Genomic DNA, 15,456 nt, shown 5'->3' on the forward strand with positions numbered 1-15,456 from the left:
GCAAGTCTCCCCATCCCGCCACATACGCTCCTTTATCAGCCCAAATTGCGCCGATGCCTGATCCAGACGAGGCAGAACAACACCGCACTGATGGTGGTGAGAATCGCGCCCGCGACCGCGCAAATGGGCGTGAGCGCGGGGAAGAAGTCGCCGCTTTTGTCGCGCGCGAAAGCCCAGGCGCCGGCATCGAGCATCAAGCCGCAGAAGCCGGTCGCAACGGCCGGCTCAATGCCACTCGAACCAGTCGGCAGCTTGCGAGGCAAATCTGGAACCGGCTCGCGTTTGAATGGTGCCGCGTTTTGGTGCGGCTCGTTATTGGGATCTTTTGCAGGCATGGCGTAGGCAACCTTGGACAGAGCGCCAGTGTATTGCCATTAACCGATCCTTGCGCGCTTCAAGTTGAGCGCACAGCCGATGTTTCGTCTTGCATGACGCGAGCTTAGCTAAAAGAAAAGTGGCCTTTTACCAGCCAAAAAACGCGCATGATCCTCTCATGCGCGCTTTAAATAACGGGACCTTTCAGGCCGCCTTAAAACCGATGACGCATACCCACCGCAACCACCGTTTGATTCGCGGTCGAAGAAGGCGAGAGCGTGTTGATCGATGCAACGTTCGCCCCGAAGTTGCCGAGTTCTCCCGATGCATGTTGATACACGCCTTCGAGGTAGACGTCTGTACGTTTGCTCAGCGAATAATCGCCTTGCAGCGAGACTGTATGCCACTTTGGATCGCCCGAGCCGTTCGAGCCCGACACTTTGCCGTCGGTGAACGTGTAAGCCGCGGCAAGACTCATGGCCGGCGTCAGTGCATAGCGGCCGTTCACTTCGTAGTTGTCCATATGCAGGTTCGTTCCAGCCACGCCGGCAAGCGTCGTGCCGCCGACGTTCACTCCGGTGATGCCATCCAGTTGAGTATGCGTGTACACGAGTCCGACGTTCGCCGGGCCGTATGCATAGTTGAGCCCTGCGCCATAAGTGCGTTGCTGTTGCGCGGCGATAGCAGCAGTGCCGTCGCCCTGCGATACAGCGCCGCCGACGTTGTTGCTGCCTGAGTTGTTCAGTTGCAGGTAGGCCGCCGCGACGCTCAACGGGCCGTTGCCATATGAAGCGCCCGCGCTCCATGCACGGTTGTTCGAGAACTGGCCGGCGGCGTTGCTGAAGCCATACAGACCGCCGAACTTCACGCCGCCGTAGTTTGCGCTCTGGTACTTCACCGCATTCTTGACCGAGAACGAGTTGTCGAGGTTGTCGTTATCGAATGGGTGAGCGGCGAGATTGTTGCCGTAGCCGCCGCCCGCAGCAGACAGAGGCCCCAGATAGTCGACCACGGAGTCGTATTGACGGCCGAGTGTGAGCGTGCCGTACTGGTTGCTCTGCAGACCGACGAACGCTTGGCGATTGAAGACCGTGTTGTTTTCGGTGAACCCGCCGTTGTTCAGGTTGAAGCCGCTTTCCAACGTGAAGATCGCGTGCAGACCGCCGCCGAGGTCTTCGCTGCCGCGCAACCCGAAGTATGTATTCGATACCGAACCGCTGCCTTGCTGCCAGTTGCTGTGACCGCCCTCGTTGTTTGCAAAGACGAGGCCGGCGTCGAGCGTGCCGTATAGCGTGACGCTGCTTTGTGCGTGAGCGGTGATGGCGAAAGCGCCCATGAGGCCCGCTGCGATGACAGTTTTCTTCATAATCTGTAATGCTCCGGAATATTGCGGAAGAAACATATTCGAGTGATAGCCAATGTCTTATTGACGACTCGCTGCGCAGTGTATTCCGGCATGCCAATTCTTTAATGGTGTCCCAAGCAATAATGCATTCCTGAATTTGGAATAGCGAAAGCATTGACGATTAAGTGCCGATAAACAAAGGAGATTTAAATCCTTTCATCGTAAGATTACATAGGTAATTGGCCAGAAATGTTGCACCCGCACGACGTCGCTTGAAAGCCTTTTGCAGTAGAGATCCGCAGGTTCATGCGCGAAAGAAAATTCGCCGATAAGTTCCCCGCCGATTAACGCAATTCATTCTTCCGGATATCGAATATGGCTGACAGCGGGCTTAACTTTTAGAATGAACGACCCTCTGACAAGGGCGTCTTTTTTCATCTTTTTTAACGCGGCTTTCAAGCCGCGTTTTTTTATTTCCGATTATTAAAATCAAGAAATACGTCGCGAATCGACATAGTGGCGCCGATCAAATTTAGTGAATCAGCGCAAATGCCGCAAGTGCCAGCATCACCGTAACGGCGCCGCCAATACGGGTTGCAATCTGCGCGAAGGGCATGAGTTCCATGCGATTGGCGGCGGTCAGGATCGCGACATCGCCCGTGCCGCCCAAACCGCTGTGCGTCGCGTTGACGATCGCCGCCTCGACCGGATACATGCCGACCAGCTTCCCGACAATAAAGCCGGTAACAACGAGCGTCAGGACGGTCGAAACCGCAGTGACGATGTTGACCCATTGAAACGCCGTAACGATTTCTCCCCAGGGCGTCATGGCGACGCTGATGGCGAACATCAACGGATAGGTAACAGCCGTCGAGAAGAATCCATACATGAAGCGCGCGCCACCGCGAACGCGCGGCGACACGACCTGGAACAGCTGCGCCGCAACCACCAGGATCAGCATGACGACCGGCGCCGGCCAGTCGAACAATTGATGACTGAGCACACCGAGCAGATACAGCGCGATCGCCGTGGCGCCGGCGGCGGCAACTGAACTTACATCGAATTCGAACGATTGAGGCGCGTTGTGGATTGCATCGTCGTCAGCGTGGGTCGTGACAGTCAATTGCCCGTTGCCGGTCCAGCGCGGCTTGCGTGTGCCGAGGTAATTCAACAGGCCCGCGCAGCAGATCGCAGCGATGTTGCCGAGCATCACGGCGGATAGCGCTTGCGCGAACAACGGTCCCTGTTCAACGCCCAGGATCTGCGCATAACCGGCCGACAACGGCAATGCACCTTCGCCCACTCCGCCCGCCATGATCGGAACAACGACCATGAAGAGCGCGTGCCGGAGGTCCATGCCGAGTGCGACGCCGACCGCGGTGCCAACGCACGCGGCCGCAACGGAACCCGCCGCGACCGGAATGAAGATGCGCACGAAACCCTTGATCAAGGTCGCGCGGTCCATGCTGAGCACGCTGCCAACAATGATCGCGGCAATGAAGAGATAGAGGAAATTCGACGTCTTGGTGAAGTCGGTGACGGCTTTGACGACAGGTGCCGGCATCCACTTGTAGTACACGAGCATCGATGGAATGAATGCCGCGAAGATCGACGTGGCGCCGACATGGCGAATCCAGGGAATCCGCTTGGCAAGTTCGGCGCACGTGAAGCCGCCCACCGCGACGAGCGCAATACCGGTCGGCAGGTCGGCGGCCAGCTTGCCGCGCACGGTCATAACCGCCAGCACCGCGAGCAGCACGAAGTAGACCGGCACCGGCAGCGATCCGATGCGTGCATCGAATAATGCCCACCAGCGATCCTTCAATGTCGTACGGCCGGGCGGTGAATCTGTCGCGGGCGTTCCGTCATGCGTCGTGACTGCTTTCATCGAATTGTCTCCGTTCATCAGACGAGCAGCAGCAACGCGGCGCCATAGACGAGCGCGCCCACCACGAAGGTCATCACGGTGAAACCGAGCACACGTTGCACGCCGATGCCCGCCATGGCGACTACCGGCGCAGCCCAGAACGGCTGCAGCATGTTTGACACCTGTTCGCCCATGGCAACGGCCATTGTGGTCGCGGGTACCGAGGCGTGCAGCGCGATCGCGGCAGGCACCACGAACGGGCCCTGAACGGCCCAGTGACCGCCGCCGCTCGGGATGAAAAACGTGACAATCAGCGAGCACACATAGCTCCAGAACGGCAGCGTATGAGCATTCGAAATGGCAATGAAGAAATGCGATATCACGTCGGGCAATCCGGTCGCGTCCATCATTCCCATGATCCCGCCGTACAACGGATATTGGAGCATCATCGAGCCGGTCTGCTTCGCTGCGTTCTTGACGGCGTCCGCGTAGGCGAGCGGATAACCATGCAGGATCACGCCGCCGATAAACATCACGAAGATCACCGCATTGACGCCCGAAAACGGCAGATTCTCGATCCGCGCAACGATCAGGAATGCAATTCCCGCAGCGCCGATAAACGCGCTACCGAGCCACGAATATTCGATCCAGCGCGCAAAACTGAGCTTGCCAGCCGGACGTTCCCGGGCCGGCGCATCAGGATGCTTTTCGGTATCGAGCACGACCGCGTCTTCGTCGGACGGCTTGAGCCACGCGAACACGAACGGCATGGCGATCAGCATGACGATGGTCGGCACGAGGTTGAAGCGCGTGAACACCGTGGTGCTGAACGGCAGGACCTGTCCGGTCAGCTTTTGCACAACGTTCATCGCGCTGCCCGGCGTGGATTGTGCGAGCGCGATCGAACTGGAAATTCCGCTTGCCCACACCACCCAGCCGGAAAATCCCGCCGCTACGATCCATGCAAAATCCACGCGCATGCGCTTGGCGACTTCCCGCGCGAGCATTGCGCTCACAACGAGTCCCAGGCCCCAGTTGCAGAACGACGCCACGGCCACGAGCACGAACGTCAGCGCGGCCGCTTGCACGGGCGTGCGTGCGACCGATACCAGCGTCCTGAACATGCGCTGCACGAGCGGCGCGTGCGCGAACGCGTGGCCCGTCACGAGAATGAGCGTGATCTGAAAAGCGAAGGTAAGGATATCGAAGAATCCTTTGTACCATCCGCCGATCAGATGCGACGCCGACGCATGCGGCGCGAACGCGGCCGACAGCACGGCGACCACGACGGTGATCAGGATGGCAAGCACGAACGGGTCGGGAATGGTCCGTTCGAAAAACCGGATCGTCGCTTCGGTGAAGCGGGTTTTGTGCACGGTTGGCGTGGTGGCCGGGGGTTTCATCGTATGTCTCCGTTAACGCTAATGGTCGCGTGTTCTATGCACGCTTCTATGTGGAATCTCAGGCTGTCGGGGTGGAAAAGCCGTATAACGCTGCAGCGTTTTCGACCAGGATGCGATCGCGAATGGCATCGTCTCCGGTCCAGGCGCCTAGCAGATCGAAGAGCCGCGTGTCGTCGGGCTTGCGTGTTTCTGTCGAGTGCGGCCAGTCGCTGCCCCATACGAGCCGCTCGGGCAGCGCATCGACCCAGGCGCACGCGGTCGGTGCAATATCCGCATAATCCTTTTCGATACCGACCGCCGAGTCGAGGTAAGGTCCCGACAGCTTCACCCATACACGCCCGGAATCCGCGAGATCGCGCACGATGTCGAACGCCGGATGCGCCGTGCCATCGGGCATGGGAAGACGCGCGAGATGATCGAACACGATTGCAGATGGCAGGCGCGCGAGCATCGCCCGGTGTTCGACGATCTGGGCGGCGGTCCAATGCAGTTGCACATGCCAGCCGAGTTCCGCGATGCGTTGCGCGAGCGGCTCGACCATCTCGAACGTGACGGCGGCGTGCGCGGGTGTGTAGAGCGTGAAGCGGATGCCGCGAATGCCGCCTTCGTGAAGCGCGGCGAGTTGCGGGTCGGTGACATCGGGCGTCAGCACCGCGACGCCGCGCGTCCGGTCAGGCCCGAGTTGCTGGATTGCGTCGAGCGTGACGCGATTGTCGGTGCCGTAATTGCGCGGCGTCACGACCACCGTGCGCTGCGTGCCGGTCCTGCGCTGCACGGCAAGATAGTCCGCGACCGTCGCATGCTCTGGGAAATTGGCCCCGCTCGCGTTGTCCGCAAGGAAGCGGCGGTCATAGATGTGCATATGTGAATCGCATGCATCCGCTGGCGCCGGGCGTCCTCGCAGCGGGTCGTTGTCATTGCACGGTTGCGTGCTCATTGTTGTCTCCGTTTTTATCCGCACCGCATGCGTGCGGCATCGAATGCATGTTTACAGCACCGCGCGTTTCGCTCGCAGGTTCACGATTTCGTCGTCGCTCAAACCGGCGTCGCGCAGCACGGCATCCGAATGCTGGCCGAATGCGGGCGCGGCGATCGGGGCAGGGCCCGCGGAGTCGCCAAAGCGGATTGGCTGACGGAAACCCCGGTAACTTCCCACGCCCGGATAGTCGTAGTTTGCAATCATGTCTTCTGAAATGACTTGCGGGTCATCGAACATATCTTCAATACTGCGCGCCGCCGCGCATGGCACCGCGTCGCCGAACAATGCTTCCCATTCGAGCGCACTGCGCGCCGCAAGCGCTTCGCGAAGTTGCGACACGATCTCGTCGCGATGCAGCGCGCGCTTGCGAACCGAGTCATAACGCTCGTTGCTCGCGAGCGAATCGAGACCGGTTTTCTGACATAGCGCCTGCCAGAAATGCGGCGTGTTCGCGGATATATACAGATAGCCGTCGCGGGTCGGATGAATCCCGGTGATGCCGCCTGAACGCATATCGCGGTTGACGTCTTTCGGTTCGCCTTCGGCCCAGATCATGCGTGCGGACTGCATGGTGAGCGCGCTGCGCAAAAGCGAGACGCCTACATACTGTCCCACGCCGTTACGCTCGCGCTGGAACAACGCGGACGAGACGCCCGCTGCAACCAGCGCGGCCGCGTAGTAGTCGACGACCGAACCATAGATGATCTCCGGCGGACCCTCGTGCTTGCCTTGCAGCGTGCACATGCCGCTCATGGTCTGCAGGACCTGATCGTAGCCGGCCTTGTCCTTGTTCGGACCCGTTTCGCCATAACCCGTCACGGCGCAATAGATCAGGCGCGGATTGATCGCGCGAAGCTGTTCGTAAGCAATGCCCAGGCGCGCCGGCACGCTCGGCCGGAAGTTGTGCACGAGCACGTCGGCGGTCTTGACGAGTTGCATCAGCACGTCGAGGGCTTCGGCCTGTTTCAGATCGAGCACCAGACCGCGCTTGCCGCGATTCACGCCGAGAAAAGCGCGGCTTTCGGCGTCGAGCGTGGACGGATATTTGCGCAGGTTATCGCCGGTGGGCGGCTCGATCTTGATGACGTCGGCGCCCTGGTCGGCAAGCAGCGTGCAGCCATATGGACCGGCAATATACGCGCTCAGGTCGAGCACGCGAATCCCTGCCAGCGGACCTCCTGCGCCGTCTTCGGCTGGGTGGGACGGACGTTCCATGATTTGCTCCATCGATATTTGACTAGGGACAGGCGGGCGGCGCGGGTTTAGTGGCCGTTCAGCAGCCCGAGGCGCTCGGCATCGCGCACAAGCGCACGCGCACGTTCGACAAACGGCGGATCGATCATCTTGCCGTCCACCACATACGCGCCTACGCCGTTTGCATCGGCTTCCCGGGCCGCTTCGACAACCCGCAGCGCATGGGCGATCTCGTCGTCGGACGGACGGAAGACTTCGTTTGCCAGCGCGATCTGGCTCGGATGAATACAGCTCTTGCCGATAAACCCCAGCGACTTCGCAAGTTGCGCCTCGGCACGAAAACCCGCTTCGTCCTTGATGTTGGCAAAGGCCGAGTCGTAGGCGAATATGTTCGCTTCCCCAGCCGCGACGCGCAGCGTGAACATGGCCTGCTGGATTGCAGCCTGTTCGCGCCGGGCGATGCCGAGCGGTTCGAACAGGTCGCCAAGACCGAGCTGCAAACCGGCGACCCGCGGATGCGCGACCGCGAGTTCGGCGGCGAGACGAAACGCTTTCGGCGATTCGATATTGAGCAGCAATCGGATCGGCGTCGCGACACCGTTCGCCGCTTCAGCGCGTTCGAGCGCGGCCACGGCGGCGTGCACATCGGCTGCGGATTCGGGCTTGGGAAGATTGATCATGTCGAGGCCGCGTTGCGCGATGGCGTTGATATCCGCCGTGAAATGCGGCGTGTCGAGTGCGTTCACCCGAACGATCAGCACTTTCTGTTTTTCCGCGCTCGACCCTGAAAATCCTGAGCGCAGCAGTTCGGACAATTCTGCACGCGCTTGCGGTTTGCGCTCTGGGGCGACGGAATCTTCCAGATCGAAAGACAAGGCATCGGCGGCGCTTGCGAATGCTTTGGTGAACAACTCGGGCCGCGAGGCCGGCACGAACAGTTTGCTTCTCATGTTTGCGCTTTCCGGATTTCTGGTTTTACTGAACGCCCAGTCTAGGCCTCGCCTGGATTTAGATAAACTATCCGGACCTATCTTCAAAAGATGCATAAACTACTTTCATGGACGTCACTTTTCTCGCCAATTTCTTGCTGGTCGTGGATAACGGATCGATGGCGGAAGCCGCGCGCCGGATCGGCGTGACGCCGGCAGCGATCGCGCAACAAGTCCAGGCGCTCGAGCGCGAGCTTGGCGCGGAGTTGCTGGTGCGCTCGGGGCGCACCGTCGTGCCGACTGAAGCCGGGCATCGCGTGATTGAACGTGCGCGCGGACTCGTACGCGAGTTTGCGGAGCTGAGGGCGTTTGCGCTCGAAGGCGACGCGGCGGGCGAATTGCGTATCGGCACGATCACAACCGCGTTGTTGAGCCTCGTGCCCGAGGTGCTGGCCGGTTTTGCGGCGCTCTTTCCCCAGGCGAAGGTGCTGATTCGCGCGGGGACGTCGATGGAACTTTACGAAGCGCTGCAACGCGGGGACGTGGATGTCGCCGTCTGCCTGCATCCGGCGTTCGCGTTGCCGAAGGCGTATGAATGGCATCTTCTGCGCGAGGAGCCGATCGTCGTGCTTGCACCGTCGCGTTTCGCCGCGCACGACGCTCATGAACTACTGGCCCGCGAGCCGTTCATTCGATATGACCGCTCGCTGGGCGGCGGCAAGCAGGCCGATCAATACCTGCGCGCGGCGAAGATCGCGCCGCGCGAGTTGTTCGAGCTGAACTCGTTGATGGCGATCGCGATGATGGTCGACCGCGGACTCGGTGTATCGCTCGTGCCGGATATCGTCTCGCCGCTCACGACGCAACTGAACGTTGTAAAGCTCGCGCTGCCGGTTCGTACGGAACCACGTCGGTTCGGGGTGTTGTGGCACCGTGCGTCGCCACGAGGCCGCCTGATCCGCGGTTTTCTTGCCAGCGCCGACGCGGTGCTCGAAACCGAGCGCGAGTAGCGGCCGGGCGTCGCGCTCCATAAAACCATGCATCGACCAAAGGCGCTTTCCCTGCGCCTTTAATTTTGTCCGGTCATGCCCGATTTGCCCGATGTTTTGATTATTTTGATAAATATCTTGCGGAATTTTGTTTGCCTACACTGAAACCGGGCAAATCAAACACAATCGCATGCGGAGCGAATCGATGACTATGGAATCCGGATCTCGTCGTAAAGCGTTGAAATTTGGAGCGGCGGCCGCCGTCGGCGCACTGGTGGGGCCGTACGTCACCCGCAACGCGTCGGCGGCCGAGCCGATCAAGCTGGGAAGCCTGCTCGACGGAACCGGCGCGCTTGGCCTCGAAGGCCGGCGCATGATCCAGGCAACCGAATTTGCCGTCGGGCAGATCAACGACAAGGGCGGCCTGCTCGGGCGACCGGTCAAGCTGATTGCCTACGACACGCAAAGCAGCATCCAGCTTTACACGCAATACGCGCAGCAACTGGTGCTGCAGGACAAGGTCGATGTGATCCAGGGCGGTATCACGTCGGCATCGCGTGAAGCCATCCGGCCGATCTTCGACCGCAGCAAGACGCTCTATTTCTACAACACGCAATACGAAGGCGGCGTATGCGACCGCAACGTGTTCTGTACCGGCACGACGCCCGCGCAGACGGTGGACCACATCGTGGAATATGCGATGAAGAACTGGGGCAAGAAGGTGTATATCGTCGCGGCCGACTATAACTACGGCCACATCACGGCGAGCTGGATGACGAAGTTCGTGAAGGCGGCGGGCGGCACCGTGGTCAACACGGACTTCTTCCCGCTCGACGTCACCAACTTCTCCTCCACCATCAGCCGCATCCAGGAAGCGAAGCCGGACATGGTCCTTTCGGCGCTGGTCGGTGCGAATCACGTGGGGTTTTATCGGCAATGGGCGGCGGCGGGAATGAAATCGAAGATCCCGGTGGGCGCAACCGTGTTCGGTCTCGGCGACGAACTCACGACCATGGACGCTGCAACCACCGACGGCATCATCACGTGCTTCGGGTTCTACAACAATCTCAATACGCCGAACGCAAACGCCTTTGTCAAAGGCATGCAGGCGAAGTACGGGCCTAGCCTGACGGACCTCGGCGAGCTCGATACCGCCACGTACGAAGGCATCATGCTATGGGCGGAGGCCGTGAAAAAAGCGGGGTCGGTGGAGCAGGCGAAGGTCGTGTCGGCGCTCGAAACCGGCATCACCATTGAAGGGCCATCGGGCACGGTCAAGATGGATCCGGCGACGCATCACACCATTCGCAATGCCTATCTCGCGCGGCCGAAAGACAAGGTGTGGGAGATCCTGCAGACCTTCCCGAACCAGTTCCCGTCCGATACCGGCGGCGCGTGCGATCTCATCAAGTCACCGCGCACGAACAAGCAGTTCACGCCGGCCTGAGGAGGCGCAATCCATGGATCTGACCGGGCTACTCGCCTTCAACGTGCTGACCGGCGTCGCCACGCTCGTGCTCATCACAATCGGCCTCGGCGTCATCTACGGCATGATGCGCATCATCAATCTCGCGCACGGCGAGTTCATGATGCTCGGTGCCTACACGGCCGTGACCGCGAGCACGGCAGGCGTCAACATCTGGGTATCGATGCTGATTCTTCCGCCCATCGTGGTGGGGCTGGTGGGCCTGATCCTGGAGCGCACCATCATCCGCTTTCTCTACGGCCGAATGATGGACACGATGCTCGCCACATGGGGCATCAGCCTGGGTCTCATCGGCCTGATCACGTCGATATTCGGCAACGTGGTGAAGTCGGTGCAGATGCCGGTGGGCAGTTTTTCGATCGGCCAATACCACGTGAGCGCGTATAGCCTGGTCATCATCGGCATTGCGCTGGTCGTGCTCGTCGCGCTGCTGGTGCTCCTGCGCCGCACGCGCTTCGGCCTGATCCTGCGCGCCACCATGCAGAATCCAGCAATGTCCGCGTCTCTCGGCGTCAGGCCGTCGGCGGTGTACATGGCCACGTTCTCGCTCGGCGCGGCACTTGCCGGACTGGCGGGCGGCGTGCTGTCGCCAATCTCGGGCGTGTCGCCGGGCATGGGCGGCGCCTACATTGCGAAGGCCTTCATCACGGTGCTCGGCGGCGGCCCTGCGATCATCGCCGGGACGGGTCTTGCGGCCGGGTTGTTTGGCTTCATCAACGAGATCGTTTCGTTCCTGTCCACGCCGGTCATTGGCGATATCGCGCTGCTGGCTTCCGCGGTCTTGCTGATCCGCATCTTGCCGCAGGGCATCACCGGACGTTTCCTCAGGCGCAGCTCATGAAATCGCTTCGTTCAAGACCTTTTTTGGGCGGCACGATTGCGGTCGTCGCGATATGCATCGTGATCATGTTCGCCCTGCCGCGCACCATCAGCGCGTTCGGCGTGATGCAGGCAACGCTGTTCGCGGGCATGGCCATCTACGGCTTGAGCCAGGGTTTCGTATGGGGTTATGCGGGCATCCTGTCGTTCGGGCAGGCCGCGTTTCTCGGCATTGGCGCGTACACGTATGCCATTGCCGCGATCAATTTCGGCGATACCACGCTGGCAGCGGCGTTATCGATTGTCGCGCCCATGCTGTTCGCGGCGTTGCTCGGCTACTTCATGTTCTATGGCCGTATCTCCGATGCCTACATTGGCGTGATCACGCTGACTGTGTCGGTGATCCTGTTCGAACTGATGAACTCGACTTCGGGCAGCCAGTATCACATTGGTGAAGCGGTGCTCGGCGGATTCAACGGCATCCCGGCAATCCCCGTGTTCGCGCCGCCGGGAAAACCGGACGAGCAGCTCGACCAGATCGGCGTCTGGTATGTCGCAATGGGCGCGTTGATCGTGGTGTACGGGTTGTTGAAATGGATCCTTGCATCGCGTTTCGGACGGGTCGTGGTTGCCATCCGCGAGAACGAAACGCGTGCCATGCTGATTGGTTACGACCCGCGTATGTACAAGCTGATGTCGTTCGTGGTCGGCGCGGGTATTGCCGGCGCGGCGGGGTGCATCTTCGCGAACTGGGGCGGTTTCATCAGCCCGACCGTGTTCGCGCTCACCATGTCGGCGCAAGTCATCATCTCCGTGTTGATAGGTGGCCTGGGTACGTTGATTGGACCCATACTCGGCGCGGTCGCAATCCAGTATCTGATCAACGTAGCGGGAACGCAGCATGTCATCGATCCAAGCCTGGGCCTTGGCATTGTGCTCGTCGCGTTCGTGCTGCTCGTGCCGCAAGGCGTCGTGCCTGTTGCACGTTCGTTGCTGTTGCGATTGAGTTCGCCGTCGAAAGGAATGGCCGGCTCGCCTTCTTCGTCCGCTACCGCCAAGCCGGAGTCGCACTGATGAACGCTCTCCCTCCGCTTCTACAGGCCAAAAACGTCACCATGCGTTTTGGCGGCGTGACCGCCGTGCGCGCCGTCGATTTCACCTTGCGCGAAGTCGAGCTGCGCTGCTTGATCGGTCCCAACGGCGCAGGCAAAAGCACCTTCTTCAAGATGCTGACCGGGCAGTTGAAACCAACCGAAGGCAGCATCCATTTTCGCAGCCATGATGTGACGGGCAGCAACCCGCATCAGATCGCGCGATTGGGCGTTGGCATCAAGACGCAGGTGCCGAACGTGTTCAACGGACTCAGCGTGCGCGAGAACGTGTTCATTGGCGCGGGGCGGCGCAAGTCGCTGGCGCATGCGCGCCGTATCGTGGATGAAACCCTGACGCGGCTCAAGCTCGATGGCATCGCCGACCGGATCGTCGGCCAGCTTGCACACGGTCAGCGCCAATGGGTGGAGATTGCAACGGTGCTTGCTCAGGAACCCGAACTGATTTTGCTCGATGAACCCGCCGCCGGCATGAACCACGAAGAAGTGCATCGCACGGCGGAGTTGATCCAGGAAATCAACAAGACGCAGGCGCTGGTGGTGGTTGAACACGACATGCAGTTCATCCGCATGATCGCGCGCACGGTGACTGTCTTTTCGCAAGGCGCGGTGCTGGTGGAAGGGTCGGTGGATACCGTCTTGTCCGACCAGCGTGTGAAGGACGTGTATCTCGGGAGGCGTGCGGCATGAGCGGCGATATTGCAGGCGCGGTGCTGTTCGAGGCAACGCAGTTGTGCTCGGGCTACGGGCGCATCCCGATTCTCAATCAAGTCAGCTTCGCGGTGAAGGCAGGCGAGCGCGTGGGGATTCTCGGCCATAACGGCATGGGCAAGACCACGCTGCTGCGCACGTTGACCGGGCATCTGCCAACCACTTCCGGAACGGTGCGCTTCAACGGCGTGGACGTCACGCATTACAGCGCGACGGCGCGCGCCAAAGCCGGCATCGGCTACGTGCCGCAAGGCCGCGAGATATTTTCCACGCTGAGCGTGATGGAAAACCTGCGCGTGGGATGCCTGCTGTCCAAGCGCGGCGAGGCTGAAACAATCGCGGAAATTCTCGAATTGTTTCCACGCCTGAAAGCGTATCTCGACCGACCGGGCGGCGCGCTCTCGGGCGGTGAGCAACAACTGCTGGCACTCGCGCGGTGCCTGTGCGGTGGCCCGAAAATCGTATTGCTCGATGAACCCACGGAAGGAATCCAGCCTTCGATCATCGATGAAATCATCGACACCTTGAAGAGCGTTGCCGAACAGCGCAGCCTCACCATCTTGCTGGTCGAGCAGAACCTCAACTTCATCGCCTCGCTGTCGCAACGCATCTTGATTCTGCAGAAAGGCACGGTCACGCGCGAGATCCCGCCTGAGATCGTCACCGACCCGGCGATGCTCGACGAGTTCGCGGGCATTGCCTGATCCCCTTTTGATACTGGAATTTTTCCATGACCAACACGACCAGCGCGACCAGCACGACCAGCACGACCATCGATGTCACCGAACTCACCGTCGAGCAAGTCCAGTCTGGATTCGCCAGCGGCGCGCTCACGTCCGAGTCGCTGACCGCGGCGTTCCTCGAACGTATTGCGAAGTTCAATCCGCGCTATAACGCGATCATTTTCCTGAACCCCGAAGCGCTCGATGACGCCCGCGCCATCGACGCCCGCCGCGCGGCGGGCGAAGCACTCGGGCCGCTGGCGGGCGTGCCGGTCGTGGTGAAGGACACCATGGACATGGCGGGTTTCCCGACCACCGCCGGCTGGACGCTGCTATACAGCCCGACCGGCGGTGTGGACCTGATGCCTGCCACGGATTCGCCGGTCGTCGCTCGCATGCGCGCAGCCGGCTGCGTGATTCTCGGCAAGACGAACGTGCCGGTGCTCAGCGCGACGGGTTCGCATGCAAACGATAGCTGGGCAGGCCCCACGCTCAATGCAGTCGATACATCGTTCATGCCTGGCGGCAGCAGCGCAGGCACCGCGACGGCTGTCGGCACGAGCATGGCCGTTCTTGGTCTCGCCGAGGAAACCGGTGGATCGATCCAGAATCCGGCATCGGCGCAGGCGCTGGTCGGCATCAAGCCCACCTTCGCACTCGTTCCCAACGCGGGCGTGATGCCGCTTGCAGGCAGCACGCGTGACGTCGTTGGCCCCATTGCGCGATGCGTTCGCGACGCCGCGCTGACGCTCGACGTGCTCGCGGGTTTCTCCGAAGAGGACCTGAAAACCGTGGCGGGCGTTGGCATGAAACCACCCGGCGGGTACGCGGCGGGCTTGCGTGACGACGCGCTCAAGGGCAAGCGGCTGGGACTTTACGGTCCGGGCTGGCGCGACCGGGCGTTATCGGCGGAAACCATTGCGCTTTACGAGCGCGCGCAGAAAGAGCTCGAAGCGCGCGGCGCGATTCTGGTCGCAGACCCCTTCGCGGGCAGCGGTTTCGCGGCGCTCGGCAAGCCCGCGCCGGGATCGGATCACTTCGATGCGCGCGGCATGGAAAGCCTTCCGTACGACATGCAAAAGTACCTGGAGCGTCTCGGTCCGGGCAACACGATCAAGACGTGGACGGATTTCGTCGATGCAACCCGCGCCGAAGATCCATTCGGTCCGGGCGGCGTGCTGACGTACATGTCGTCGCTGCCCGACATGGAAGCGAATTTGCGCGATGCAGCGGCGCCGCCGGTGATCGGCGCGTTCTACGCGCTGCGCGAAACCTACCTTTCGATCTTCGAGGAAGTCATGACGAAGCACGCGCTCGACGGCCTCGTGTTCCCGCAGTTGCGCGATGCATTGCCACCGCGCGAAGGCACGGAAACGCTGCACGAAACAACGGTGTGCGAGATCAATATCGCCGGCTTGCCGGGCGTCACGCTGCCGGCCGGATATTACGAATCGGGCTCGCCCTTCAACCTGATTTTCGTTGGCCGCCGATGGAGCGAGCCGGCGCTTCTCGCGATGGCATACGATTACGAAACCGCCGGACGTCATCGGCGAACGCCCGTTCTTGCGACATGAAGACGAGGACGGCT

14 protein-coding genes are annotated in these 15,456 nt (G+C 61.0%); 7 read left to right on the top strand and 7 right to left on the bottom strand.

Annotation, left to right across the window (positions count from 1 at the left end):
* Positions 1-35: 35 nt before the first annotated feature.
* From ASG35_RS12330 to ASG35_RS12360, 7 genes are all read right to left on the bottom strand, one after another.
* Positions 36-335 (bottom strand): hypothetical protein, encoded by a 300-nt coding sequence (locus ASG35_RS12330; RefSeq protein ID WP_056357005.1) that lies wholly within the window; start codon positions 333-335, stop codon positions 36-38.
* Positions 336-529: 194 nt separating this feature from the next.
* Positions 530-1,681 (bottom strand): porin, encoded by a 1,152-nt coding sequence (locus tag ASG35_RS12335; protein ID WP_056357008.1) that lies wholly within the window; start codon positions 1,679-1,681, stop codon positions 530-532.
* A gap of 511 nt (positions 1,682-2,192) precedes the next feature.
* Positions 2,193-3,548 carry a 2-hydroxycarboxylate transporter family protein gene (locus ASG35_RS12340; RefSeq protein WP_056357499.1) on the bottom strand — a complete coding sequence of 452 codons (1,356 nt, stop codon included), beginning with the start codon at positions 3,546-3,548 and terminating at the stop codon, positions 2,193-2,195.
* Positions 3,549-3,565: 17 nt separating this feature from the next.
* Positions 3,566-4,930 (bottom strand): short-chain fatty acid transporter, encoded by a 1,365-nt coding sequence (locus ASG35_RS12345; RefSeq protein ID WP_056357011.1) that lies wholly within the window; start codon positions 4,928-4,930, stop codon positions 3,566-3,568.
* Positions 4,931-4,988: 58 nt separating this feature from the next.
* Positions 4,989-5,867: an amidohydrolase family protein gene (locus tag ASG35_RS12350; protein ID WP_056357502.1), complete on the bottom strand. Its 879-nt coding sequence runs from the start codon at positions 5,865-5,867 to the stop codon at positions 4,989-4,991.
* Positions 5,868-5,918: 51 nt separating this feature from the next.
* Positions 5,919-7,124, bottom strand: a complete 1,206-nt coding sequence (locus ASG35_RS12355; protein ID WP_056357013.1) for a CaiB/BaiF CoA transferase family protein — start codon at positions 7,122-7,124, stop codon at positions 5,919-5,921.
* A gap of 47 nt (positions 7,125-7,171) precedes the next feature.
* Complete coding sequence (locus ASG35_RS12360) at positions 7,172-8,053, bottom strand: HpcH/HpaI aldolase/citrate lyase family protein (protein WP_056357015.1); 882 nt, start codon at positions 8,051-8,053, stop codon at positions 7,172-7,174.
* A gap of 107 nt (positions 8,054-8,160) precedes the next feature.
* On the opposite strand from ASG35_RS12360, the gene ASG35_RS12365 reads away from it, so the two are divergent.
* The 7 genes from ASG35_RS12365 to ASG35_RS12395 all read left to right on the top strand — a co-directional run bounded on the left by ASG35_RS12365 (position 8,161) and on the right by ASG35_RS12395 (position 15,442).
* Positions 8,161-9,042 (top strand): LysR family transcriptional regulator, encoded by an 882-nt coding sequence (locus ASG35_RS12365; protein WP_056357019.1) that lies wholly within the window; start codon positions 8,161-8,163, stop codon positions 9,040-9,042.
* Between the two features lie 184 nt (positions 9,043-9,226).
* Positions 9,227-10,468, top strand: coding sequence for an urea ABC transporter substrate-binding protein (locus ASG35_RS12370; protein WP_056357505.1), 1,242 nt, complete (start codon positions 9,227-9,229; stop codon positions 10,466-10,468).
* Positions 10,469-10,481: 13 nt separating this feature from the next.
* Positions 10,482-11,348, top strand: coding sequence for a branched-chain amino acid ABC transporter permease (locus tag ASG35_RS12375; RefSeq protein ID WP_056357022.1), 867 nt, complete (start codon positions 10,482-10,484; stop codon positions 11,346-11,348).
* Positions 11,345-12,400 carry an ABC transporter permease subunit gene (locus ASG35_RS12380; protein WP_056357025.1) on the top strand — a complete coding sequence of 352 codons (1,056 nt, stop codon included), beginning with the start codon at positions 11,345-11,347 and terminating at the stop codon, positions 12,398-12,400. The genes ASG35_RS12375 and ASG35_RS12380 overlap by 4 nt, the downstream gene beginning before the upstream one ends.
* On the top strand, positions 12,400-13,125 hold the full coding sequence (locus tag ASG35_RS12385) for an ATP-binding cassette domain-containing protein (protein WP_056357028.1): 726 nt from the start codon (positions 12,400-12,402) through the stop codon (positions 13,123-13,125). The genes ASG35_RS12380 and ASG35_RS12385 overlap by 1 nt, the downstream gene beginning before the upstream one ends.
* Complete coding sequence (locus ASG35_RS12390) at positions 13,122-13,850, top strand: ABC transporter ATP-binding protein (RefSeq protein ID WP_156393129.1); 729 nt, start codon at positions 13,122-13,124, stop codon at positions 13,848-13,850. The genes ASG35_RS12385 and ASG35_RS12390 overlap by 4 nt, the downstream gene beginning before the upstream one ends.
* 26 nt (positions 13,851-13,876) lie before the next feature.
* Positions 13,877-15,442 carry an amidase gene (locus tag ASG35_RS12395; RefSeq protein WP_056357031.1) on the top strand — a complete coding sequence of 522 codons (1,566 nt, stop codon included), beginning with the start codon at positions 13,877-13,879 and terminating at the stop codon, positions 15,440-15,442.
* Positions 15,443-15,456 lie beyond the last annotated feature (14 nt).

The sequence above is a fragment of the Burkholderia sp. Leaf177 genome (genome assembly GCF_001424345.1).
Lineage (GTDB): Bacteria > Pseudomonadota > Gammaproteobacteria > Burkholderiales > Burkholderiaceae > Caballeronia.

Coding starts and splice junctions, on each gene's coding strand:
- ASG35_RS12330 (WP_056357005.1), bottom strand. CDS start 335: ATGCCTGCAAAAGATCCCAATAACGAGCCGCACCAAAACGCGGCACCA.
- ASG35_RS12335 (WP_056357008.1), bottom strand. CDS start 1,681: ATGAAGAAAACTGTCATCGCAGCGGGCCTCATGGGCGCTTTCGCCATC.
- ASG35_RS12340 (WP_056357499.1), bottom strand. CDS start 3,548: ATGAAAGCAGTCACGACGCATGACGGAACGCCCGCGACAGATTCACCG.
- ASG35_RS12345 (WP_056357011.1), bottom strand. CDS start 4,930: ATGAAACCCCCGGCCACCACGCCAACCGTGCACAAAACCCGCTTCACC.
- ASG35_RS12350 (WP_056357502.1), bottom strand. CDS start 5,867: ATGAGCACGCAACCGTGCAATGACAACGACCCGCTGCGAGGACGCCCG.
- ASG35_RS12355 (WP_056357013.1), bottom strand. CDS start 7,124: ATGGAACGTCCGTCCCACCCAGCCGAAGACGGCGCAGGAGGTCCGCTG.
- ASG35_RS12360 (WP_056357015.1), bottom strand. CDS start 8,053: ATGAGAAGCAAACTGTTCGTGCCGGCCTCGCGGCCCGAGTTGTTCACC.
- ASG35_RS12365 (WP_056357019.1), top strand. CDS start 8,161: ATGGACGTCACTTTTCTCGCCAATTTCTTGCTGGTCGTGGATAACGGA.
- ASG35_RS12370 (WP_056357505.1), top strand. CDS start 9,227: ATGACTATGGAATCCGGATCTCGTCGTAAAGCGTTGAAATTTGGAGCG.
- ASG35_RS12375 (WP_056357022.1), top strand. CDS start 10,482: ATGGATCTGACCGGGCTACTCGCCTTCAACGTGCTGACCGGCGTCGCC.
- ASG35_RS12380 (WP_056357025.1), top strand. CDS start 11,345: ATGAAATCGCTTCGTTCAAGACCTTTTTTGGGCGGCACGATTGCGGTC.
- ASG35_RS12385 (WP_056357028.1), top strand. CDS start 12,400: ATGAACGCTCTCCCTCCGCTTCTACAGGCCAAAAACGTCACCATGCGT.
- ASG35_RS12390 (WP_156393129.1), top strand. CDS start 13,122: ATGAGCGGCGATATTGCAGGCGCGGTGCTGTTCGAGGCAACGCAGTTG.
- ASG35_RS12395 (WP_056357031.1), top strand. CDS start 13,877: ATGACCAACACGACCAGCGCGACCAGCACGACCAGCACGACCATCGAT.